Genomic DNA, 21931 nt, shown 5'->3' on the forward strand with positions numbered 1-21931 from the left:
GGATTGGTCTCAGCGGTACAGTTCCGGCCGCATGTCCTGCGCATAGGTATTGATATGCCGGGCACGGTGTACCTCATTGGGATGGATGTCCGTCAGAAGCAGCTCTTCCGTGTCCGCTCCGCCGGCCGCCAGCAGCGTTCCGTACGGTGAGGCAATCACGCTGTTGCCGGTGAAGCCGGGGCCGCTGTGGTTGGCATACGCAATGTAGACGCCGTTCTCCAGTGCCCGGGCAGGGACCAGCAGCGTCGAAATCCGTTCAGCGTTGTAGGTGTGCAGGGGCTGCGGCCCGCCCACGTCCCCGGTGGCGGGAACCGCCGTCGGAATGCACAGCAGGTCCGCTCCGGCGCGCACCGCTGCGCGCGCATACTCGGGAAACTCAATGTCATAACAGATTCCCAGTGCCACCTTCAGGCCCCGGAAGCCGGTTACGCGGGGCACCCCGGCACCCGGAGTGAAGGCACCGCGTTCATCGTCACCGAAGAGGTGGGCCTTGCGGTAGCGCAGCAGCTCCGTTCCCGTCTCGTCGAAAAGGGAAGCGGCAATAAAGCGGGCGCCTCCTTCGTCCTCCACGGTGGAGGCCACGACGCCGATGCCTTCCTCGTCCGCGATGGCCGCCAGTTCCCGCCGGAGTCCGGCGCCGTCGGAACCCGCTGCCCGGGCCGGGGCATAGCCCGTGGCGAAAAGCTCGGGGGTGACGATCAAGTCGGCTCCGGCATCGGCCGCGCGGACAGCGGCGCTTCGGATCAAAGCCAGGTTGGCTTCGGCCTTACCTACCTCGGATGCTGCCTGCAGCACTGCTATGCGGACCATTTATGCTCCTCGGGAGGCCTTCGCACCTGCGCCGTACCGGGCGCCGTGCCTGTGCTTTTTTCCCATCATAGGCACGGCGCCCGCGGCGCTAGGCTGATGAGACGGGGTATCCGAGCGGTTCGGTGATCCAGTCCAGGTCTGCCCAGCGGTCAATCCGCTGGACGATCTCAAAGCTGGTCCGGCACATGTCCACCACGGCCTGTTCGGGGTCCGGATAGGAGAAGGCATCCTCCAGGGTGAGGATGAACTCGTTTTGCTGGGCCTGGAACTGCGCGCGGTCCGGCTTCAGCATCGAAGAGTAGCTGTCGATGCTGGCCATAAACGGATACGGCATGCCAAAGAAGGACGGCTTGGACGTTTTGACGTCCCCCGGCCAGAACCCGAACTCCATGAACTTCTCATCGAAGCAGTTCACGCCGATCACGTCGGTCCCGCTGTACGGTGCTGCCTGGCCTGCAAACACTGACCCTGAGAGATCCATGGTGCCGAACCAGAACTCAGGCATGTCCCGTTTGCCGCGGAAGGGTGCCAGGAACCGGGAAAGGCTGCGGTAGGCGAAGTGCAGGTTCTCCAGGTAGATGGCCACGGCCTCCCGGTCCCAGGAATGATGCTTCGTGTCCTGGTCGAAGGGCGTCTCGTCGTAGAACTCCTGCGGGGTGGTGTTGATCTCGGTCGGCATCCCGATGTAGTCCAGCGCACCCATGAGCTGGGAGTAGAACTCCGCCACGCTGAGGCCGTCGCTGAGCGGGATCCGGCTCTTGCCGCCGTCGGTGTTCTGCACGTCCACATGGTGCTGGCGCAGGTTGAAGTAGATCTCGAAACTTGAGCCGTTTCCCGGGATGATGCCGGTGCCAATCCCGTCGATGGTCAGCGGCATCCGGACGTGCCCCCACCCTGGCTGCTTGTCGCTGTGCTCGATTTTGACCTTGCCTGCCATTTGGAGGAAGAGATGCAGGGTGTCTGCTGTGTCCTGCCAGTCCGGGTAATCCAGGATCCGTTTTTCCATGGTGTCGCCTCGCTTCGGTGGCGTAACGGGAGGGAACGGGTGTTGGCCGTTCCTCAAGTGTGAAGCGGCCGCTGCGCGGGGGTCAACGCTTTCCGGCTGCGCGGGTTCTCCCGGGAAGGGTGGGACAGATCACTACGCCGGAGGCAGGCCACGGTGTGCCCGGCAGGGCCCGAAGCCTATACTGGCAGCAGATCTCACGGGTGCCCCAGTTGGATACCCGTTGGCCCTGCGGCAGCCCAGAGAGCCGAGGCCCACACCCGCAATCCTCCCTAGGAGCCTTTCCCCGGTGACAAGTCCTTCCCCGAAGCGCGCCACGTCCCGTTCACGCAGCCTGAAGTACATCCTGATGCTCGGAGCGCTGGCCGCGCTGCCGGCGGTCACCACGGACATGTATCTTCCGGCGCTGCCTGAAGTTGCCTCGGACCTGGCCACTACGACGACGGCGGCCCAGTTCACGCTTTCCGGCACCCTGCTGGGCACGGCTGTTGGCCAGCTGGTGATCGGCCCGCTATCCGACCGATTCGGGCGCCGGCTGCCGCTGCTGATCGGCATTTCCATGCACGTGGTCACCTCACTGCTGTGCGCGATCGCCCCGAACATTGGCCTGCTGATCGGCCTGCGCATTATGCAGGGCTTCTTCAACGCTGCCGCCTCCGTGGTGGCCATCGCCGTGATCCGCGACCGGTTCACCGGTTCTGACGCCGCCCGCCTGCTCTCCCGGCTGATGCTGATGATCGGACTGGCCCCGCTGCTGGCTCCCACGCTGGGCCAGGCGGTGGCGGGAATCTGGGCGTGGCGGGCCGTCTTCTACGCGCTGGCGCTGATCGGCGTCATCCTGGTGGTGATCGTCTGGCGCTGGATGCCCGAAACCCTGCCTCCGGAACGGCGGCTGGCGAAGGCGAAAAAGGGAACCCCCAAGTCCGGCAAACCCGGAGGCTACCGGATCCTGCTGCGTGACCGCCGCTTCCTGGCGTTCGCCGTCATCCCGGGCCTGTCGATGGGCATCATCATGAGCTACGTGGTGGGTTCACCGTTCGTGATGCAGGAAGAATACGGCCTCTCCCCCGCGACGTTCGCGCTCATCTTTGCCGTCAACGGCGTCGCAATGGTGGTCTCCTCCCAGGTGAACGCTTCCCTGCTGAACCGCTTCCCGTCAGCGGGCATCCTGCGCATCGCAGCCCCGGTGCTGCTGCTCCTGGCCGTGATCCTGCCGATCATCATCGCCACCGGATTCGGCGGCGTCATTGGACTCGTGGCCGGACTCTGGGTGGTGCTCGGCATGCTGGGCTTCATCTTCTCCAATGCCACTTCACTGGCACTGGACGGCTACGGGCACATGGCCGGAACCGCCGCCGCACTGCTCGGCTGCCTGCAGGTGGGCCTGGCCGGGCTCATCAGCCCGCTGGTGGGTGTCTTCGGCGGCTCGGCGCTGTCCATGGCCGGGGTGATCATCGGCTGTGCAGTGGCCATCAACCTGGTCCTGGCGACGACGCCGGCCTACCGCCGCGGCGGGCGCCGGCTACAGGGTTCAGCCGCGACAGCTGCTCCCCGGGAGACCGAATCCGGCGAGCCCGCCGACACCGTCTAAAAGCGGACTCAGGCTCAGGCGCCGGCGGGCGCAGCCGTGCTCTGCCGGATGACGAGGGACGTCGAGAGGTCCAGCCGGGTGTTCTTTGGCTGTTCGCCGTCGCGCAGCATCAGCACCATCCGTGCCGCTTCCTCGGCCATTTCAATCAGCGGCTGATGCACTGTGGTCAGCGCCGGAGAAGACCAGCGTGCCACCGGCAGGTCGTCATACCCAACGATCGAAAGTTCCTCCGGAACGCTGATGCCCAGCTGCCGGGCGGCGTCGAGCACTCCAAGGGCCTGCAGGTCACTGCCGGCGAAAACTGCGGTGGGACGGTCCGGCGCAGCGAGCAGCTCCATTGCATGGTCCCGGCCGCCGTCCACGTGGAAATTGCCGTACCTGACCAGCTCTGGGTCGAACGGGAGGCCGGCGGTGTTCAGCGCTGACCGGTAACCGTCAATCCGGGCCAGGGAACACATCAGGTCTTCCGGTCCGGTAATCGCTGCGATGCGCCGGTGGCCCAGATCGATCAGGTGGCGGGTGGCCATCATGCCTCCGGCCCAGTTCGCGGAACCTACCGAAGGTACATCCGGCGCAGGGTCGCCCGCGGGATCAATGATCGCGAACGGTATTCCGCGGGATTCGAGCAGCCGCCGGGACTCCTGCGCCAGGTCCGCGAAAACCAGTACGACGCCGGCCGGGCGCCGCGCGATGACACCCTCCACCCACTCGGGGCCGGGTGAATGCCGCGTGCCGCTCTCGGTCAGCACCACGCTCAGCCCGTGTTCACGCGCCACGTTCTCCACACCGCGGATGATTTCCAGTGCCCAGGCGCTTTCGAGTTCGTGGAACACCAGTTCCAGCAGCGCGGATTTGGAACTGCGGGCGGCCCGGCGCTGGTACCCGTGCCCGTCCAGGAGGGCTTCAACTTTCGTGCGGGTTTTCCGCGAAACGTCAGCCCTGCCGTTCAGGACTTTCGAGATGGTCGAGAGTGAAACCTCGGCCTCCGCCGCCAGTTCGGCGAGCGTCACTCTCCCAGCTGCAGGCGTTTGCGCCATCTGTTTCTCCTCCGCACGGAAAGCCCTGAGGTGAAGCGGCAGCAAAAAAGTGTTGCGCATCACATCCTTGCATCCTAAGCTAGCGGCATTCCAGAACTTTCGGCAAGTGTTTCGAAACTTTCGGAACATGCTTCCCGGAAGAACTTCCAGTGAGGAGCAGTTCAATGAGGAACAACCGCAGCTGGCTCAAACCAGCTACCGCAGCGGCCGGCGCAATAGCGCTGGGCCTGTCACTGTCCGCCTGCTCGAGCAGCGGCGGAGACTCTGCCGGAAGCAACCGGCCGGAGAACGAGGTCCATGTCCTGGTCTACGGCGATGCCGGCAACGACCTCGAACGGGCCATGGTGGACAAGTTCAACGAAACCTCGGACGTCAAGGTTGTCCTGGACACCATCCCGGGCGCCGACTACCAGCAGAAACTCCAGACCGTGATCGACACGGACTCCGCGCCGGACGTCTTCTTCAACTGGGGCGGCGGATCCATCACGGACTACGTGGACGCCGGCCTGCTGATGCCGCTGGATGACTTCATCGAGGAAGACCCGCAGCTCAAGGACGCCTTCCTGCCCTCCGTGTTCGACACCGCAGTAGTGGATGGCGAGGCCTACGGCATTCCGATGCGCGGAACCCAGCCGGTGATGCTCTTCAGCAACGAGGAAGTACTGGCACAGGCAGGAGTCGACGGCGCCCCGGAAACCTGGGACGAACTGCTGACCGCAGTCGAAAAGCTCAAGGCAGCCGGCGTAACGCCCATCGCGCTGGGCGGAGCCGATGAATGGCCCACCCTGATGTGGGTCGAGTACGTCTACGACCGCGTTGCAGGCCCTGAACTCTTTGAAAGCGCACTGGCTGGTGACACCGAGGTCTGGGACTCAGAAGAAAGCCGCGAAGCGCTCGGAATGCTCCGCGAACTGGTGGACGCCGGAGCCTTCGGCACCAACTTCCAGTCAGTGAAGTTCACCGACGGAGGTTCGGCATCACTGCTCTCCAGCGGCCAGGCAGGCTTTGAGCTCATGGGTTCCTGGGCCTACTCCACGCACCAGGACGCCGCTCCCGAGTTCGTCGAATCCGGACTGGGCTACAGCGAGTTCCCGACCATTGACGGCGGCAAGGGCGACCCGCAGAACCTGGTTGGCAATACGAACAACTTCTACTCCGTCCTGGCAAACACCCGGTACCCGGACACCGTCCGGGATTTCCTGAAGCTGATGTACTCGGATGAGTTCGTGCAGGAGCAGGTCGCTATCGGCAACCTCCCCACCACCACCAGCACCGAACAGTTCCTGGACCAGTCTGCCGATCCCGAGTATGCCCGTTTCCAGTACGGACTGGTGGAGCAGGCCCCGGCCTTCCAGCTCTCCTGGGACCAGGCCTACCCGCCCTCGGCCACACCGGCCATCCACGGAGCAATGTCTGACTTCTTCAGCGGACGCATCGATGAAGACGGCTTTATTGCCGCCATGCAGGGACTCTAGGAACTTCTCCTCATGACTGCACTGCTCCCGCCCAAGCCGCCGGCGCTGGCGGACGGATCCGAACGGGTCCGTCCTGCCCGCGCCGGCCGCTCGGCCCGCACACCCCGTCCGGGCCTGGCCTGGACCCTCCCGGCCACGGTCTTTTTCCTGCTCTTCGCCGTGATCCCGCTGATCGCCGTCGTAGTGCTGTCCTTTATGAGCTGGCGCGGCATCGGTGAACCCAAGTTTGTTGGCATGGAGAACTGGCAGGAGCTCTCCAGCGACCCGGTGATGCTGAAGAGCCTGTGGCTATCACTGCTGTTCATTGTGCTTGGTGTTGCCACCCAGACACCGGTGAGCATGCTGCTCGGGGTCTGGGCCGCCGGACCGCAGCGCAACCGTGCCGTCCTGAGCGCCATTTACTTTGTGCCGCTGCTGCTCTCATCCGCAGCCATTTCGGTTCTGTGGCGGGCGCTGCTTGATCCGAACTTCGGGGTGCCGTCCCAGTTCCGCTGGCTCTTCGGCGATGGCAACCTGTTCGGTCATCAGGCCACGGCAATCGGCGTCATCATCTTCGTGAGCATGTGGCAGTTCACGCCTTTCCACACGCTGATCTACCAGGGTGCCGCGCGGGCCATCCCGCAGGTGCTCTACCAGGCGGCGGAAGTCGACGGTGCCGGCCGGGCGCGCACGTTCTTCAGCATCACACTGCCCCAGCTGCGCAACTCCATCATCACCTCGGTGATCCTGATGGTCGTCGGCGGGCTGACCACGTTTGAAACGGTCCTGATCCTGACCAACGGCGGACCGGGCACCGACACCACCATCACGGCCTTCTACATGTTTGAGCAGGCCTTCCGCCGCTTCGACTTTGGCACTGGAGCCGCCGTGGCCTTGGTGCTGGTAGTCGTGGCCACCACTATCTCGCTCATCATGGTCAAGGTCTCCGGCTACGACAAGATGCGCAGCACCATGGAAGGAGTCTAGATGCGCACGCGCCCCAACTACATTGCCGGAGCCGCCGCCGTCGTATGGCTCCTGATCGTTGCCCTGCCGCTGTACGTGATGATCGCCGCAAGCGTGCAGACGCGAAGCGACTTCAACGCCGGCGGGCCGCTCTCCTTCCCCACCAGCTTCACGCTGGAGAACTACGCGGGAGTGTTCCAGAGCGGATTCGGGCTCTACTTTCTGAACACCCTGATAGTGACCGGCGGAGTGGTCGGCATTGTGCTGCTGGTAGTACCGCCGCTGGCGTATGCCATTGTGCGCAGCCAGTCCCGCACCACCACCCTGATCTTCCGCTTCTTCCTGCTGGGGCTCGCAATTCCGGTCCAGGCCGTGATCGTTCCCATGTTCTACCTGATCAACACGGTCGGCCTGTATGACACCCTGCTGGGCATCATCCTGCCCACCGCGGCATTCGCCCTGCCGATCTGCACGCTGATCCTCTCCGGCACCATGCGGGACATCACGCCGGAGCTGTATGAGGCCATGGCGGTGGACGGTGCCGGAACCTGGCGGACGTTCGTCCGGCTGGTGCTCCCGCTGTCCAAAGCCGGGATCTCCACGATCGCCGTCTTCGCGGCGCTGCAGGGCTGGAACGGTTTCCTGCTGCCCCTCATCCTGACCCAGTCGGAGTCCACCCGGGTCATCACCCTTGGCCTCTTCAACTTCCAGACCCAGTACGGAATCAACGTCCCCGGCATCCTTGCCGCGGTGATGCTCTCCATGATTCCCGTGCTGCTGGTGTACCTCTTTGCACGCCGCGCACTAGTCCAGGGCCTTATGGGCGCTGGCGGAAAGTGACCCATGTCGAACACCACCACCAAACGCGTCCCCTGGCGGGATGCCTCCCTCTCCCCCGCCGAACGCGCGGATGCCCTGCTGTCCCAAATGACACTGGAAGAAAAGACCGCCCAGCTCATCGGAGTGTGGGTGGGCGCCTCCGCCGACGGCGCCGAGGTGGCCCCGCACCAGCATGAGATGAACGAACCCCCGGACCTCGAGTCGCTGCTGCCGAACGGCCTCGGCCAGCTCACCCGGCCGTTCGGCACCAAACCGGTGGACGCCGGAGCCGGCGCCCTCTCGCTGATGCGCACCCAGGAGCGGATTGCCGCTTCCAACCGGTTCGGCATCCCCGCGATGGCCCACGAGGAGTGCCTGGCCGGGTTCGCGGCCTGGGGTGCGACGGCGTATCCCGTGCCGCTTGCGTGGGGCGCCACCTTCGACCCCGGTCTGGTCCGGCGCATGGCCGCTGCGATCGGAACCGACCTGCGCCGGGTAGGAATCCACCAGGGGCTGGCCCCGGTGCTGGACGTGGTGCGCGATGCCCGCTGGGGCCGGGTCGAGGAGACCATCGGCGAAGATCCGTACCTGGTGGGCAGCGTAGCCAGCGCCTACATCCAGGGCCTCGAACAGGCCGGCGTCGTTGCCACGCTGAAACACTTCGCCGGGTACTCTGCCTCCCGTGCCGGGCGGAACCACGCTCCGGTCTCCATGGGACCGCGCGAGTTCGCCGACGTCGTCCTGCCGCCCTTCGAAATGGCCGTCCGGGAATCGGGCGTCCGGTCAGTGATGCATGCCTACACCGATACTGACGGCATCCCCTCCGTCGCCAACCGCGCCCTGCTGACCGGTCTGCTGCGCGACACCTGGGGTTTCGAAGGAACCGTGGTGGCAGACTACTTCGGAATCGGGTTCCTGCAGGACCTGCACGGAGTGGCCGGGAGCCGCGGCGAAGCCGCCGCGGCAGCGCTGGACGCCGGAGTGGACGTGGAGCTGCCCACAGTGGACGCCTACGGCGAACATCTGCTGGCCGAACTGGAAGCCGGCCGGGTTGATCCCGCCCTGGTGGACCGGGCCGCCCGTCGTGTGCTGCTGCAGAAAATTGGCCTGGGCCTTCTGGACGAGGACTGGTCCCCGGTTCCCGACGCCCTTGCCGCCGGTGCCGGGGATCTGCGCTCGGTCCAGGACACCGTGAACCTGGATCCGCCGGAAAACCGCGGGCTGGCAGCACGGCTGGCCGAAGAGTCAATCGTCCTGCTGAGCAACAACGGCACCCTGCCGCTGCACTCCCCCGCGCGCATCGCCGTCGTGGGTCCCAATGCGGAGAACCCCATGGCGTTCCTTGGCTGCTATTCCTTCCCTGCCCATGTGGGGTCCCAGTTCCCGGAGGTCCCCGCCGGCATTGAGCTGCCCACGGTGGCGGCATCGCTGCGCGCAGAGTTCGGGGACAGTGACGTGGTGTACGCCCAGGGCTGCGGCATTGATGATCCTGATACCTCGGGCATCGGGGACGCTGTGGCGGCGGCCAAGGAATCCGACGTCGTCATCGCGGTGCTCGGCGACCGGGCCGGGCTCTTTGGCCGCGGCACCAGCGGCGAGGGATGCGACGTCGAGTCCCTCGTACTCCCCGGCGTGCAGCAGCAGCTGCTGGATGCGCTGCTGGACTCAGGCACGCCGGTGGTCACCGTCCTGCTGACCGGCCGCCCCTATGCCCTGGGGCAGGCTGCCTCCCGTTCCGCCGCCGTTGTGCAGGCTTTCTTCCCCGGAGAGGAAGGCGGCTCTGCCGTCGCCCGGGTGCTGAGCGGGGCGGTGAATCCCTCCGGCAGGCTGCCGGTCAGTGTCCCGGCCACTCCGGGGAGCCAGCCGGCCACCTATTTGGCAGCACCGCTTGCCGGTCCCACCGATGTGTCCAGCATCGATCCGACGCCGGCCTTCGGCTTCGGTCACGGCCTCAGTTACACCGAGTTCAGTTGGGACGGCCTACACGTTGAGACCCCGGAAACCAGCACCGACGGCGAAACGGCGGCATCGCTGGCCGTCACCAATACCGGAGCGCGCGACGGCGTGGAGGTGGTCCAGCTCTACCTGCACGATCCGGTGGCTTCCGTGGTCCGTCCCGTGCAGCGGCTCATTGGCTACGCCCGGGTGCCGCTGAAGGCCGGCGAATCCGCACGGGTTCGCTTCACCGTGCCGGCAGACGCAGCCTCATTCACCGGAGTGGACCTGGAACGGATAGTGGAACCCGGCGTGCTTGAACTGCGCTTCGGTGCATCCAGCACCGATATCCGGCTCACCGGCGAAGTCAGGCTGACCGGCCCGGTACGCTCGGTGGACCACACCCGGCGCCTGCACTGTGCAGTGGACGTGGAGGCAGCAGAAGCAGGGCCGGGGGTGGAAATCACGGCCCCGTAGGAGGAAGAACGTGTACACAGACCTGCCCGTTGACCAGCTGGGCACCTATCTGGGCAGCGAGGGCGAACCTGCCGATTTTGATGAGTTCTGGGCGCGGACCCTCGAAGAAGCGCAGGCCCATCCGCTGGGCCTGGTCCTCGAGCCGGTTGAAACCGTGCTGTCCACAGTGGACGTCTGGGACGTGACGTTCAACGGCTACGGCGGGGAACCAATCCGCGCCTGGCTGCGCGTGCCGTCCGGAGCATCCGGTCCGCTGCCCGGCGTCGTCCAGTTTGTCGGCTACGGCGGCGGGCGCGGCGACGCGCACGAGAACCTTTTCTGGGCGTCCTGCGGTTTCGCGCACCTGGAGATGGATACCCGGGGGCAGGGGGCGGGCTGGAGCACGGGTGTCACCCCGGACGCGGCGGGCAGTGCCGGGCCCCAGGGGCAAGGCGTCATGACCCGCGGCATTACCGATCCCGGGACCTACTATTACCGGCGGCTGACCACGGACGCCGTCCGGGCTGTCCAGGCCCTGCGGTCATTGGACAGGGTAGATCCCGACCGCTGCGCGGCTGTGGGCATGAGCCAGGGCGGCAGCCTGGCAGTAGCCGTCGCAGCTCTGGCACCGGAGCTGGCGGCCATCGTAGCGAAGGTGCCTTTCCTCTCCGATATCCCCCGCGCGCTGCAGGTCACGGATGCGTACCCGTTCCGGGAACTGGTTGATTATCTGGCGATCCACCGCACCCGGGTCCAGCAGGTGCACCAGACGCTGCAGTACTTTGATTCGATCAACTTCGCCAAGCGGGCCAGGGTTCCGGCGCTGTTTTCGGTGGGCCTGATGGATCAGATCACGCCGCCGTCCACCGTCTATGCGGCGTACAACAACTACGCCGGGGCCAAGGAGCAACAGGTGTGGCCCTTCAACGGGCACGAAGCCGGCGGGATCGAGGACGATGTTGCTGCTGTGGCCTTCCTGCGCCGCGTCTTTGGAGCCTAGTCCGCCTGTTTTCGGGCGCTCAGCCAACGATCACGGACACGGCGAGCGCTGCGGCAAGCAGGGCAGCGTAACCGGTGAGGGTAGCCGGACCCGGCTCCCTGGGTTTCCGCGCGGGAACCGCAGCGGGGAAACCAGCCCGGGGCTCTGTTACCTGTGCGCGGCGGGCTGGAAGCCGGGGCCAGCGGATCACCAGACCAGCTGCGGCCGCAGCCAGCGCTGCCGCGGGGAGAACCCACAGCCAGATGGTGGCCGCGGACCACTCCACCACCAGCCGCATTAGAACGGCCACGAAGGCCGCCTCCAGCAGTGTTGCCGCATATGAGCCCCGGCTCTTTTCCGGCACTGACTGAGTCCAGGCGAAGTAGGCAAGCCAGCCACAGTAAGCCACCAGGCCCAGCGGCAGCACCCAGCCGATCACTGCGGCCATCATTCCGGGCCTCCGGCCAGCAGCTCAAAAGCGGCTTCTTCCTGTCCCGCGGCAACATTGGAGAGCATCACCACAGCACGCCCATTGTCCCGGTCCAGGGCGACCATGGACCAGAAGCCACCGGTCTGTCCGTTGTGCCAGGTGATCTCCGGGCCGTCGGCTCCGCCCTCCCGGCTGGTCACCCAGGCCAGTCCGTAGCGTGAACCCTCTTCACCGTTCCACTGCGGCTCCAGGCGCCGCTGCCCCGGGGGCGGTTCCGTTCAGCTGTGCCTGTGCATAGGCGGCCAGGTCTGCCGTGGTGGAACGGATGCCTCCGGCCGGTGCCGTCCCATTGGCGGTCCACGCGTCCTCGGGACGGCCGGCGGCGCTGCGACCGGTGGGGGCGCCGTCGCGCAGGTTCTCCGCGGTTACGGGGGCGTAGGTTTCCTTCAGCTGCAGCGGAGCCAGGATCCGTTCCTCCAGGAGCTGCTCCCAGCTTTGGCCGGCGGCCCGCGCCAGCAGCTGGCCCAGGAAGGCGTAACCCAGGTTTGAGTAGGTCACGGTGCCGCGGTTGTTCAGGCCAGCGGCCTGTGCCTGGGCCAGAACCTGTTCCGGCGTTGCGGTGTAGGGGTCGCGGTTGAGCAGCTGCCCGGCCAGCAGGGACGGCAGCGCATCCAAGCCCGTCGCCAGCCGCGGCAGGCCGGAGCGGTGGCTGGCGAGTTCGGCAAGTGTCACGGTGCCGATTTCCGCGGATGCGTCCGCGAGGTCATCTCCCAGGATGTCCGCCACTGTGGTCTCCAGTGTGACTTCGCCGCGTTCCACAGCATCGGCAAGCAGCGACGCGGTAAACGTCTTGCTCACGGAACCGATTTCGAATTCGGCGTGTTCATCCGCGCCGAAGCCGGCATAGCGGATGCTGTCTCCGTCGATGTAGGCCACGCTGACGTGCTGGGCGGGGTTCGTCAGCAGCGGCCGGACGCGATCCGCCAACACGGTGTCCCCGGTAATGTTCCCGGAGAGCCGCGGCGGCCAGGGCGCGGCGGCCAGCCCGCAGGCCAGCACGACGGCGGCCGCCACACAGCCGGCAACGATCCGTGCCTTGGGTTTGCGCCTGGTCTGGACGGTCGCAGTCATCTCAGTTGCCTCCTGTGGCAGCGGTGAGGATAGCCAGCAGCGGGATGACGCGGGGCGCCGGAATCCGATAGCGGGAGCGGGCATGGGCAGCCAGCCAGCCCTGGGCCAGAAGCTGGTTGACGTGGTGGTAGATCTGACCCGCCGTTCCCGCGCCGAGTTCCTCCACCAGCTGCGCTACGGTTTCCGTTCCGCCCAGGACGGCGCGCAGGATCGAGAGCCTCACCGGGTTGCCCAGGGAAGCGAGGGTTTCTGCATACGCGGTCCAGTCGACGTCCAGCAGGTGCGCCGTTTCCAGGCCGTACTGGTATTCATACCGCTCCCCCGGACCCACGGCGGCCGTACCGGCAAAGAGCACAACGCCGGAGTCCGGGTACCGGTCCCGGATCCCGTTCAGGACCCAGAAGACGTCGTCCGCCGCCGGCGTGCAAAACGATGCTGAACCCCGGCTGCGGGCCCTCGAGGAACGGGTGGCCGCCCTGGAAGACCGGTTCGCCGGTGCGTCCCGGTAGCCAGGGCGTCGGTGCACATCAGTGCATCCTCCTCAGCCATCCAGTCCGGGATCAGGGAGGGCCCGACGTCGGCGAACGGGACGCGCACATACTCTGCCTGCCCGCCGTCGTAACCACCGGTGGTGTGCGAGTAGCCGTACAAAGCGCCGACGGCGGTGGCGTTGGCTGGTACAGGTGCAGGTCGGAGCCGCAGATCGCGGCGAGGGTCACCCGGATAATCGCGTCATTGGGGTGCTCCAGGCGCGGCATCTCTTTTTCTTCGACCCGAACCTTGTACGGGCCGCGGTACACCATTGCTTCCACTGGTCCTCCTCATTGCTTCGGTGATCAGTTGGGATCAGATGGTAAGCAACCTTATGATGCGTCGTGGGAAGGGTCAACGGGTGCCCGGAACGGCCCCAGAACCAGGAAGTTACTGCAGCTGGCCGGGCAGTTTGAGCTTCTCCTTCGGAGGGAAACCGGCGTCGAAGGCCTCCACATCCTCCTCACGGACGGCGTAGCCGGGAGGATCGGCGTAGCTGCCAGTCACTCCGGCGAGGTATCCGGCACGCAGTTCACGGACCATAAAGAACGGTGTGGGTACGTCTTCCGGAACGCCGGCGTAGCGGATTCCCAGTGATCGGGCGTCGGTAAACCCGAACCGGGAATAGTACTCCGGGCTCCCCGAGAGGACGACGGCGCCGAATCCCCTTTCTGCGGCAGCGTCAAGCGTGTGCCGGATCAGCTTTCCGCCGAGCCCGCGGCGCTGGAGTTCCGGGCGGACCGACACCGGGCCGAGGACCAGGACGGGAAGGATGCCGCCGCCGTCGAGCGCTACTTCGGCCCGGCTGTACATGATGTGGGCGGCGATCCCGCCGTCCAGATTCACGACGCAGCTCAGTTCGGGAACGAACTCCGGCAGGCTGCGGTAGCTGTGCACCAGGTAATGCTCCACGCAGCCGGGCCGGTAGATATTCCAGAATGCCTCCCGCGTCAGGCTTTCCACTTCGGCGTAGTCGGCAGGCTGCTCCTGCCGGATGGTGTATTCCGAATCCATGGCCACCCCTGTGCAACAGGCCCGCAAACAGGTTGGGGCGCCGGCCCCGCCGGAAATAGAAACCGAATCCTGTCCGCAGAGCGGAAATGATGTCGTTTACATTCTGGCGGAACCGGCGCCCCGGTCCCAGATGCAGCTGTTACTGCACCGAGTTGTTGTAGTTCTCGACCTCGGTCTTCAGTGCTTCCACCGATTCGGTGAGCTCGGCCTTGCTGTCCCCGCCGAGCAGCGCACCTTCGAGCGCGTCCTCAGCGGCCTTGCGGGCCTGCGGCATGGATCCGGCTGAGCAGCCCTGGGTGGCGGCCGTCAGCTCAGTGCCTTCGAGCTGCTGGACCGCGACGTCGAACTGCGGGTACTGCTCACGCCAGGCGACGTCTTCGGGCTCGTCCAGTGCAGCCTTGGAAATCGGGAAGTAGCCCGTGCCGGTGTGCCAGGTGGCCTGGGTGGCCGGCTCCGCGAGGTACTGCATGAACTGCCAGGCAGCTTCCTTCTCGGCGTCGGAGTGGCCTTCATCGGAGACCCAGAGGGAGGCACCGCCAATGATCGGACCGGAATCGTTCTGCTCGATCTTCGGGTAGAAGCCCACTCCGAGTTCGAAGCCCTGCTCTTCAGCGGCCTTCTGCATGCCGCCCAGCGCGCCGGTGGATTCGAGCGTGATGCCGATGGTGCCGGACTTGAAGGCGTTCTGCGCATCGGCGGTGGCACGGCCGGTGTTGCCGGCTACGCCGGTCTCAACGAGTCCCTTCCACCAGTCGACGAACTCCACGGCGGTGTCATTGTTGAAGCTGTAGTCGGTCACCCGTTCGCCGCTGCGGCCGTTGTCCGGACTGCAGTACAGCGCGCCGTTGGCGGCAATTTCCTGCTCCAGGAGCCAGCCGTAGATGGCGGCGTTGAAGCCGAATTCAGCCGGGCCGCCGTTCGTCTTGGAGAGCTTGTTGGCAGCTTCGCCCACCTCGGCGAGGGTTTCCGGAGCCTTGTCAGGGTCCAGCCCGGCAGCCTCGAACAGGGTCTTGTTGTAGTACATGACCGGCATGGAGGTGTTGAAAGGCATCGACCACAGCTCGTCATTGATCGAGTAGTAACCGGCGATGTTGGGCTGCAGGTCGGAGACGTCGTACTCGTCGCGGTCGATGAACGTCTGGGTGGGCATAACAGCCCCGGAGTCGATCATGAACTGGGTGCCGATGTCATAGATCTGCACCATGCTGGGCGTGCTGTTGGACTGGACCGCTGCCTTGTACTTGGTAATGGTCGTGTCGTAGTCGCCCTGGTAGACGCCCTTGACCTCGATCTTGCCCTCATTGGCGGCGTTGAAGTCGGTGATCAGCTTGTTCAGCGTCTCTCCGTTGGTCCCATCCATTGAGTGCCAGAAGTTGACTACCGTGACGCCGTCGGCGTTCTCCAGCGCATCGGCCGCGGGAGCGTCCCCTGCCCCGGCTGATCCTGAGCCGCCGCAGGCGGACAGCGTCAGGGCGAGTGCAGCAGCACCGGCGGCCGCCATTGGCAGTCGGCGCCCTCTACGTATGGTTCGCATTGAATTCCCTTCGGTTGGACCGGAGGGTGTGCCCTCCGGGTTGAGCAAGGTAAGTGATGAATCGATATGGCTATTTGATGGAACCCGCGGTCAGGCCGCGGACAATAAAGCGCTGGCCGAAGATGACCAGCAGGAGCGTGGGAATGATGGCCAGGACGGTTCCTGCCAGCACCAGCCCGGCGTTGAAGTTGTCTGCGGACCGCAGCTGGGTGATGCCAATCTGGATGGTCTGCATCTGCGGCGTCTGGGTGACCAGCAGCGGCCAGAAGTACATGTTCCAGGCGGAGAGGAAGGACCAGATTCCCAGTGCTGCCAGTGTGGGCTTGGACAGCGGGACCAGTACCGAGAGCAGGAACCGCATGTGGCCGGCGCCGTCGATCCTGGCGGCTTCCCACAGCTCCACCGGGAAGGAGAGGAATGCCTGGCGCAGCAGGAAGATGCCGAACCCGTGTGCCAGGAACGGCAGCACAAGTGCCGGAATCGTGTTGATCAGTCCGGCGGAGGACATGGTCAGGTAGTTCGGGATGATGATCGCTTCAGCGGGAACCATCATGCTGCACAGGAACAGCGCGAACCAGAAGACCCGTCCCCGCACCTTCAGGAACACCAGGGCGTAAGCCGCCAGCAGCGACGTGACAATCTGCCCCAGCGTGATGAGTCCGGCCATCACCACGGAGTTCACGTACTGCCGGCCCAGCGGGATCGAGTCCAGCGCACCGGTGAAGTTCTCCACCCGGAATCCGTTGAACGGCCAGAGCGAGGCCGGGTAGGCGTTGATGTCCGCCGGGCCCATAAAGGAACCCACAAAACCAAAGTAGACGGGAAAGAGGACGACGACGGCGCCCAGGGTGAGCGCGGCATAGGTCAGGACACGCCCCAGTGTGAGCGGACGCCGCTGCCGCTTCCTCGCGGCAAGGGTGCCGCGCACCGGGCGGGCATCGCCGCTGCGGGTGGCTGCGGCGGTTGCGGTGCGGCTCATCGGTAAAAGACCTTTCGTTCCAGGACACCGAATTGGATGGCGGATACCGCGACCACGATGATCAGCAGGACTACGGCCTGCGCGGAGGCATAGCCGAAGTTGGAGTTGTTGTTGGCGAATGCCTGCTCGTAGATGGAGTAGACAAGGGTGGTGGTGCTGTCCTGCGGGCCGCCCTTGGTCAGGATGTGGATCTGGCCAAAGCTCTGCAGGGCGTGGATGGTGCCGGTGACCAGCAGGAAGAACAGCTGCGGTGTCAGCAGCGGCATGATGATGGAGCGCTGCATGCGCCAGCCGTGTGCTCCGTCCAGCCGGGCAGCTTCAACTACGTCGTCTGAAACTGCGCCGAGCCCGGCAGAAAGGACCAGCAGGTTGTATCCAAGCTGCATCCACACCGTCGCCAGTGAGACTGACAGCAGCGCCCACGCGGGATCGGTCAGCCAACCCACCCGGTCCAGCCCGAAGAAGGCCAGCATTCCGTTGAGCACACCGGTTGCCTGGTTGAACATAACCCCGAAGATCACCGAGGCCGTGGCTACCGAATAGGCGAAGGGAAGCGCGAAAGCCGTGCGGAAGAACCGGATTCCCCGGATCTTCTGGTGCAGGAGCAGGGCCAGTGCCAGCGCAATGGCGATCGAAGGCACCACTGTGAGCACGGTGAAGCCGAGCGTCACCCACATGACGTTCCAGAACCCTGAGTCCGTGAACAGGCGGGTGTACTGGTCGAAGCCGACAAAGCCCGAAGGGCGGCCAAAAAGGTCGCTGCCCTGGAAGGACAGGAAGACTGACCGCCCCAGTGGATAGAAAAGGAACAGCGCGAAAACCAGCAGTGCCGGGACCAGGTACCACAGGGCCCGCAGGCTGCCGCGGTCCGTTTGGCGGTCGGGCTGCGGCGAGGCCTTTGCAGCCGGCGGGTTTGCCGGTTTGGTGATGGTCATGCTGCGGGGCCGGGTGAAGCGTGCCCGGGATCCGCGTGCGGACAGCGGACACGTGCATCCGGCTGCAGCGGGTCACTGCAGAAAACTCTCATTGGGTTCTTTCCGTCCGTATCGTCCGGCACATCTCACTCACCGGGAACTTCTGTTGCATGAGTCACAGTAACCAAGATTTTTTGCCTAAGGCAATAAACCCGCTGGTGGCGACGGAAAGAGGGAGATGCCCAAGCATCCTGCAGGCGTGCCCGCTGACGCAGCGGGGCTAGCGGTACTGGCGGTCCGCCGCTGCGCGGTAACGCTCGAGCACCTGCGGTGCAGGCGGCGCATCGACGGTCAGGGAATCCTGTGTTTTCCACTCCGGCCACTGCCCGGCGAGCACCGCAGCAGCCTGGCGGGCAGCGCCGTCGGCCACGTATTCTCCCGGCTCAGGCACTTCGACCGGCATCCCGAGCACGGAGGAGAGTGTCTGCTGCATTGCCGCGGACCGGGCTCCGCCGCCTACCAGGATGACGCGCCGTGCCTCAATCCCCAGCTCGGTGAATGCGCGGAAGGCGTCCGCGAGGGAACAGGCCACACCTTCAAAGGCGGCGCGTGCCAGGTTTGCCGGGACGTAGTTGGCCAGCGTCATGCCGTGAAGGCTTGCCTGGGCGTCAGGAAGGTTGGGGGTACGTTCGCCTTCGAAGTACGGGACCAGGGACAGCCCGCCGGCTCCGGGCTCGGCGGACAGCGCGAGTCCGGTGAGTTCGGGAAGGCTGACGCCGAGGATGCCCGCCGTCGAGTCGAGCACCCGGGAGGCGTTGAGGGTGGCGGCCAGCGGAAGGAAGTTGCCGGTGGCGTCGGCGAATCCTGCCACGAGACCGCTCGGGTCTGCGGTGGGCTGGTCCGCGACGGCGAAGACGGTTCCCGAGGTGCCTACGGAAATTACGATGTCGCCGACCCCGGCACCCACACCGAGCGCCGCTCCGGCGTTGTCACCTGCGCCGGGGCCGATGAGTGCACCGGACGGTGTTGTCAGTCCGGATTCCAGCGGTTCCAGGACGGCGGGCAGCACCGGCACATGGCCCAGCGTCGATTCCAGTACGGATGAGAGGTATTCCCCGGTGGCCGGAGACCAGTACGCCGTCCCGGAAGCGTCAGACCGGTCCGTCCGCAGTGCGGCCAGCCCTTCCGCTCCGCTTCCCGGCCCGTATCCGGCAAGGCGCCAGGACAGCCAGTCGTGCGGCAGGCACACGGCGGCTGTCCTGGCGGCGTTCTCCGGTTCGTTTTCGGCCAGCCAGCGCAGCTTGGCGGCGGTGAAGGATGCCACCGGGACACTGCCGGTGGTCTCCGCCCAGTACTGCGCGCCGTCGGGCCCGGCCTCGGCGATCATGTCCGCCGCGGCACCGGACGAGCGGGTGTCGTTCCACAGCAGCGCCGGGCGCACCACCGCACCGTCCGCATCCAGGCAGACCATGCCGTGCTGCTGGCCGGACACGGCCACCGCCGCGACGTCATCCAGGCCTCCGGCAGCCTGCGCGGCTTCGTTCAGCGCCAGCCACCAGGTCTCCGGATCCACCTCCGTCCCGGGCGCGTGTCGGGCAGTTCCCTGCCGTTGCAGCGCACCGGTTTCGGCATCACGGATTACGACCTTGCAGGACTGCGTGGAGCTGTCCACCCCTGCGACTAGCGGCATAACGGACCTTTCAACAGGCTGGTTCCGGGCGTCAGCGCCCGGAACCAGGAATGCTAGCAAACGGTGCCCGGGTAAGGTGCCTAGCGGGCGCCGAGCAGGTGCTCCAGAGCCAGCTGGTTGAGGCGGATGAATCCGAACGAACGCTGGGCTGCGGCCTCGGCATCGAACTCCTCGAAGGAAGCGGTGTCTGCAAGCAGGTCCGCCGTGGACTCCCCCGCTGCCAGCGTGGGCTCGGCCAGTTCTGCAACACCGGAGGCGGCGAGAGCCTCCTGGACCTCCGGGTCCGCGCGGAAGGCCAGTGCGCGTTCCTTGAGCAGGAGGTACATGGACATGTTCGCGGCAGCCGACTCCCAGACGCCGTCGTAGCCGTCGGTCCTGGAGGGCTTGTAGTCAAAGTGCCGCGGGCCGTCATAGACCGGGCCGCCGTTGGGGAAGCCGTTCTCAAGCAGGTCCACGGTGAAGAAGGCACTGGTCAGGTCTCCGTGGCCAAAGACCAGGTCCTGGTCGTACTTGATGGACTTCTGGCCGTTGAGGTCAATGTGGAAGAGCTTGCCGGCCCACAGGGCCTGCGCGATTCCGTGCGTGTAGTTGAGGCCCGCCATCTGCTCGTGCCCGGTTTCCGGGTTCAGGCCCACGATGTCCTGGTGCTCCAGCTGGGCGATGAAGGCCAGGGCGTGGCCCACGGTGGGGAGGAGGATGTCTCCGCGGGGTTCGTTCGGCTTGGGCTCCAGGGCGATCCGGAGATCGTAGCCCTGCTCCTTGATGTAGCCGGCAGCGGTGTCCACGCCTTCGCGCATCCGGTCCAGGGCTGCGGAAATGTCCTTCGAGCCGTCGTACTCGGCGCCTTCGCGTCCGCCCCACATCACGAAGGTCTTCGCGCCAAGCTCCGCGGCGAGGTCCATGTTCCGCAGCACCTTGCGAAGGGCAAAGCGGCGCACGGAACGGTCGTTGGAGGAGAAACCGCCGTCCTTGAAGACCGGATGGCTGAACAGGTTGGTGGTGACCATGGGAACCTGCAGGCCGGTCTCGGCCAGGGCTGCGCGGAAACGCTTCAGGATCAGATCCCGTTCCTGGGAGGAAGAACCAAACGGCACCAGGTCATCGTCATGGAACGTGACGCCGTAGGCGCCCAGGTCGGCCAGCTTGTGGACCGACTCCACGGGGTCCAGGTCGGCACGGGTTGCGGTGCCGAACGGGTCATTGCCCGTCCAGCCCACGGTCCAGAGTCCAAAGGTGAAGCGGTCGGCAGGTGTTGGCGTCTTTGTCATGTTGCACTGCTCCAGAGAGGTGGGTTCCGCGGAATTGTTGTGGACAACAACATATGCACTGCCCCAGAGAGTGTCAATGGGTTCCGAAAGCGAACTTCCTTCCGAAACGTGCGGTCTAAATTGCTGTTCCGTGCAACAATCAATCGTCCCGTCCACGGTGCAAAGGATCCAGCGCATGCCGAGCAAACCGGCCACCGACAGCATCCGCGTACAGAACCTCTCCCGGGTGCTGACACTGCTGCACCGGCGCGGACCCCTGTCCAGGGCACAGTTGACCCGGCTTACCGGCTTCAACCGGTCCACTGTCGGGGCACTGACGTCCGAGCTGTCCCGGCTGGGCCTGGCCTACGAAACCGAACCCGCGGCTGCCGGCCGGGCAGGCCGTCCGAGCCCCCTGGTCCACCCCAACGAACGCGTCGCTGCGCTGGCGGTGCACCCCGACGTCGACGCCGTCACCGTGGGCCTTGTGGGTCTGGGCGGAAAGGTCCACCGGCGTGTCCGCTACGACGCCGCTGCCGTGCCCGGTGTCGCTGAAACCCTGAGCATCACGCGGGCCGTGGTGGAGGGCATGGCCGCCGAACTGGCATCAATGGACCGCATCGTCGGCGTGGGCGCCGCAGTGCCCGGCCTGGTGGACAGCACCGACGGTTCAGTGCGGCTGGCGCCGCACCTCGGCTGGGAAAACGAGCCGCTGGCCGAATCACTCTCCCGGACGCTCGGGCTTCCGGCATTCGCCGGGAATGACGCCACGCTCGGGACCCTGGCCGAATCCGTCTTCGGCGCCGGCGTGGAACAGGCAGACGTTGTGTACCTCAACGGCAGCGCCAGCGGCATCGGCGGCGGCGTGATAGTTGGCGGGATGCCGCTGGGCGGCGCTGCCGGGTTCGCCGGGGAACTGGGCCATACCCTCGTGCGGTCCGACGGCCTCGCCTGCTTCTGCGGACGCCGCGGGTGCCTGGAGACCGAGGTGAACCTGGGCGGGCTGCTGGAACCGCTGGGTCTGAAGCATGCCGACCTGGAACAGCTGGAAGAGGCGATGGCCGCCCGCAGGACGCCGGGGTTCGAAGCCGCGGCTGCCCGCCAGCTGGACATGCTGGCAGAGGCACTGGTGAACTTCGTGAACATCTTCAATCCGAGCACCATCCTCCTCGGCGGGTTCCTCGGCGTGCTGTTCTCCTTCGATCCGAGGCGGCTGCAGAACGCCGTGGCCCATGGCGGCATCGGAGGCCTGGGCCGCCAGGTGCAGATCCGCAGGGCCGCCCTGGGCGCTGACCTGCTGCTGGTGGGAGCCGCGGAACTGGCCTTCGCCGACCTGCTGGCTGCTCCGGCTGCTGCCCTCAATTCCGCCGAACAAACCCCGCAGCCGGCCGCGGGCGCCTGACTCCGCGGG

General features: G+C 65.9%; 18 protein-coding genes and 2 pseudogenes. 7 read left to right on the forward strand and 13 right to left on the reverse strand.

What is annotated here, in order from left to right; genetic code table 11:
* Nucleotides 1-9: 9 nt before the first annotated feature.
* Both FYJ28_RS06255 and FYJ28_RS06260 read right to left on the reverse strand, forming a co-directional pair.
* Entirely contained in the window at nucleotides 10-810 is an 801-nt protein-coding gene (locus tag FYJ28_RS06255) for a nitrilase-related carbon-nitrogen hydrolase (protein WP_154578655.1), read from the reverse strand.
* Nucleotides 811-898: 88 nt separating this feature from the next.
* Nucleotides 899-1816, reverse strand: a complete 918-nt coding sequence (locus FYJ28_RS06260) for a DUF5996 family protein (RefSeq protein WP_154578656.1) — start codon at nucleotides 1814-1816, stop codon at nucleotides 899-901.
* Nucleotides 1817-2102: 286 nt separating this feature from the next.
* Between FYJ28_RS06260 and FYJ28_RS06265 the strand changes: the two genes are divergently transcribed.
* On the forward strand, nucleotides 2103-3404 hold the full coding sequence (locus tag FYJ28_RS06265) for a multidrug effflux MFS transporter (protein ID WP_326831549.1): 1302 nt from the start codon (nucleotides 2103-2105) through the stop codon (nucleotides 3402-3404).
* A gap of 14 nt (nucleotides 3405-3418) precedes the next feature.
* Here FYJ28_RS06265 and FYJ28_RS06270 read toward each other — a convergent pair whose 3' ends face one another.
* Complete coding sequence (locus FYJ28_RS06270; protein ID WP_055243078.1) at nucleotides 3419-4441, reverse strand: LacI family DNA-binding transcriptional regulator; 1023 nt, start codon at nucleotides 4439-4441, stop codon at nucleotides 3419-3421.
* Nucleotides 4442-4605: 164 nt separating this feature from the next.
* On the opposite strand from FYJ28_RS06270, the gene FYJ28_RS06275 reads away from it, so the two are divergent.
* The 5 genes from FYJ28_RS06275 to FYJ28_RS06295 are packed head-to-tail and all read left to right on the forward strand — an operon-like array spanning nucleotide 4606 to nucleotide 11071.
* On the forward strand, nucleotides 4606-5916 hold the full coding sequence (locus tag FYJ28_RS06275; RefSeq protein ID WP_154578657.1) for an ABC transporter substrate-binding protein: 1311 nt from the start codon (nucleotides 4606-4608) through the stop codon (nucleotides 5914-5916).
* Between the two features lie 12 nt (nucleotides 5917-5928).
* Nucleotides 5929-6882: a carbohydrate ABC transporter permease gene (locus FYJ28_RS06280; RefSeq protein ID WP_082413686.1), complete on the forward strand. Its 954-nt coding sequence runs from the start codon at nucleotides 5929-5931 to the stop codon at nucleotides 6880-6882.
* A complete protein-coding gene (locus FYJ28_RS06285) occupies nucleotides 6883-7701 on the forward strand; it encodes a carbohydrate ABC transporter permease (protein WP_154578658.1) in 819 nt (272 codons plus the stop codon). It begins immediately after the preceding gene.
* Nucleotides 7702-7704: 3 nt separating this feature from the next.
* A complete protein-coding gene (locus tag FYJ28_RS06290) occupies nucleotides 7705-10092 on the forward strand; it encodes a glycoside hydrolase family 3 N-terminal domain-containing protein (RefSeq protein ID WP_154578659.1) in 2388 nt (795 codons plus the stop codon).
* Between the two features lie 10 nt (nucleotides 10093-10102).
* Complete coding sequence (locus FYJ28_RS06295; protein ID WP_326831550.1) at nucleotides 10103-11071, forward strand: acetylxylan esterase; 969 nt, start codon at nucleotides 10103-10105, stop codon at nucleotides 11069-11071.
* A gap of 19 nt (nucleotides 11072-11090) precedes the next feature.
* Here the strand turns inward: FYJ28_RS06295 and FYJ28_RS06300 are convergent, their stop codons facing one another.
* From FYJ28_RS06300 to xylA, 10 genes and pseudogenes are all read right to left on the reverse strand, one after another.
* Nucleotides 11091-11501: a hypothetical protein gene (locus tag FYJ28_RS06300; RefSeq protein WP_154578660.1), complete on the reverse strand. Its 411-nt coding sequence runs from the start codon at nucleotides 11499-11501 to the stop codon at nucleotides 11091-11093.
* Nucleotides 11498-12695, reverse strand: a pseudogene (locus FYJ28_RS06310) (serine hydrolase domain-containing protein). Before FYJ28_RS06310 ends, FYJ28_RS06300 begins: the two are co-directional and overlap by 4 nt.
* Nucleotides 12613-13137, reverse strand: a complete 525-nt coding sequence (locus FYJ28_RS06315; RefSeq protein WP_195840622.1) for an ArsR/SmtB family transcription factor — start codon at nucleotides 13135-13137, stop codon at nucleotides 12613-12615. Before FYJ28_RS06315 ends, FYJ28_RS06310 begins: the two are co-directional and overlap by 83 nt.
* Nucleotides 13113-13423, reverse strand: a pseudogene (locus FYJ28_RS06320) (glutathione-dependent formaldehyde dehydrogenase); the annotation flags it as partial. The gene FYJ28_RS06315 and the pseudogene FYJ28_RS06320, both read right to left, overlap by 25 nt.
* Before the next feature lie 109 nt (nucleotides 13424-13532).
* Nucleotides 13533-14156 (reverse strand): GNAT family N-acetyltransferase, encoded by a 624-nt coding sequence (locus FYJ28_RS06325; protein WP_154578664.1) that lies wholly within the window; start codon nucleotides 14154-14156, stop codon nucleotides 13533-13535.
* 139 nt (nucleotides 14157-14295) lie between these two features.
* Nucleotides 14296-15690 (reverse strand): ABC transporter substrate-binding protein, encoded by a 1395-nt coding sequence (locus tag FYJ28_RS06330; protein ID WP_154578665.1) that lies wholly within the window; start codon nucleotides 15688-15690, stop codon nucleotides 14296-14298.
* A 70-nt stretch (nucleotides 15691-15760) separates the two neighbouring features.
* A complete protein-coding gene (locus FYJ28_RS06335) occupies nucleotides 15761-16669 on the reverse strand; it encodes a carbohydrate ABC transporter permease (RefSeq protein ID WP_154578666.1) in 909 nt (302 codons plus the stop codon).
* A complete protein-coding gene (locus tag FYJ28_RS06340; protein WP_055243101.1) occupies nucleotides 16666-17604 on the reverse strand; it encodes a carbohydrate ABC transporter permease in 939 nt (312 codons plus the stop codon). Before FYJ28_RS06340 ends, FYJ28_RS06335 begins: the two co-directional genes overlap by 4 nt.
* Nucleotides 17605-17863: 259 nt before the next feature.
* Nucleotides 17864-19273, reverse strand: coding sequence for a xylulokinase (locus FYJ28_RS06345; protein ID WP_154578667.1), 1410 nt, complete (start codon nucleotides 19271-19273; stop codon nucleotides 17864-17866).
* 80 nt (nucleotides 19274-19353) lie between these two features.
* A complete protein-coding gene (xylA, locus tag FYJ28_RS06350; protein ID WP_154578668.1) occupies nucleotides 19354-20541 on the reverse strand; it encodes a xylose isomerase in 1188 nt (395 codons plus the stop codon).
* A 175-nt stretch (nucleotides 20542-20716) separates the two neighbouring features.
* On the opposite strand from xylA, the gene FYJ28_RS06355 reads away from it, so the two are divergent.
* On the forward strand, nucleotides 20717-21922 hold the full coding sequence (locus FYJ28_RS06355; protein ID WP_154578669.1) for an ROK family transcriptional regulator: 1206 nt from the start codon (nucleotides 20717-20719) through the stop codon (nucleotides 21920-21922).
* The last annotated feature ends 9 nt before the right edge of the window (nucleotides 21923-21931 follow it).

The sequence above is a fragment of the Arthrobacter sp. BL-252-APC-1A genome, assembly GCF_009696625.1.
Taxonomy (GTDB): domain Bacteria; phylum Actinomycetota; class Actinomycetes; order Actinomycetales; family Micrococcaceae; genus Arthrobacter_B.

What these genes read in the sequence shown, in the direction of transcription:
- FYJ28_RS06255 (WP_154578655.1), bottom strand. Translation starts at nt 810, where the DNA reads ATGGTCCGCATAGCAGTGCTGCAGGCAGCATCCGAGGTAGGTAAGGCC.
- FYJ28_RS06260 (WP_154578656.1), bottom strand. Translation starts at nt 1,816, where the DNA reads ATGGAAAAACGGATCCTGGATTACCCGGACTGGCAGGACACAGCAGAC.
- FYJ28_RS06270 (WP_055243078.1), bottom strand. Translation starts at nt 4,441, where the DNA reads ATGGCGCAAACGCCTGCAGCTGGGAGAGTGACGCTCGCCGAACTGGCG.
- FYJ28_RS06275 (WP_154578657.1), top strand. Translation starts at nt 4,606, where the DNA reads ATGAGGAACAACCGCAGCTGGCTCAAACCAGCTACCGCAGCGGCCGGC.
- FYJ28_RS06280 (WP_082413686.1), top strand. Translation starts at nt 5,929, where the DNA reads ATGACTGCACTGCTCCCGCCCAAGCCGCCGGCGCTGGCGGACGGATCC.
- FYJ28_RS06285 (WP_154578658.1), top strand. Translation starts at nt 6,883, where the DNA reads ATGCGCACGCGCCCCAACTACATTGCCGGAGCCGCCGCCGTCGTATGG.
- FYJ28_RS06290 (WP_154578659.1), top strand. Translation starts at nt 7,705, where the DNA reads ATGTCGAACACCACCACCAAACGCGTCCCCTGGCGGGATGCCTCCCTC.
- FYJ28_RS06300 (WP_154578660.1), bottom strand. Translation starts at nt 11,501, where the DNA reads ATGATGGCCGCAGTGATCGGCTGGGTGCTGCCGCTGGGCCTGGTGGCT.
- FYJ28_RS06325 (WP_154578664.1), bottom strand. Translation starts at nt 14,156, where the DNA reads ATGGATTCGGAATACACCATCCGGCAGGAGCAGCCTGCCGACTACGCC.
- FYJ28_RS06330 (WP_154578665.1), bottom strand. Translation starts at nt 15,690, where the DNA reads ATGCGAACCATACGTAGAGGGCGCCGACTGCCAATGGCGGCCGCCGGT.
- FYJ28_RS06335 (WP_154578666.1), bottom strand. Translation starts at nt 16,669, where the DNA reads ATGAGCCGCACCGCAACCGCCGCAGCCACCCGCAGCGGCGATGCCCGC.
- FYJ28_RS06340 (WP_055243101.1), bottom strand. Translation starts at nt 17,604, where the DNA reads ATGACCATCACCAAACCGGCAAACCCGCCGGCTGCAAAGGCCTCGCCG.
- FYJ28_RS06345 (WP_154578667.1), bottom strand. Translation starts at nt 19,273, where the DNA reads ATGCCGCTAGTCGCAGGGGTGGACAGCTCCACGCAGTCCTGCAAGGTC.
- xylA (WP_154578668.1), bottom strand. Translation starts at nt 20,541, where the DNA reads ATGACAAAGACGCCAACACCTGCCGACCGCTTCACCTTTGGACTCTGG.
- FYJ28_RS06355 (WP_154578669.1), top strand. Translation starts at nt 20,717, where the DNA reads ATGCCGAGCAAACCGGCCACCGACAGCATCCGCGTACAGAACCTCTCC.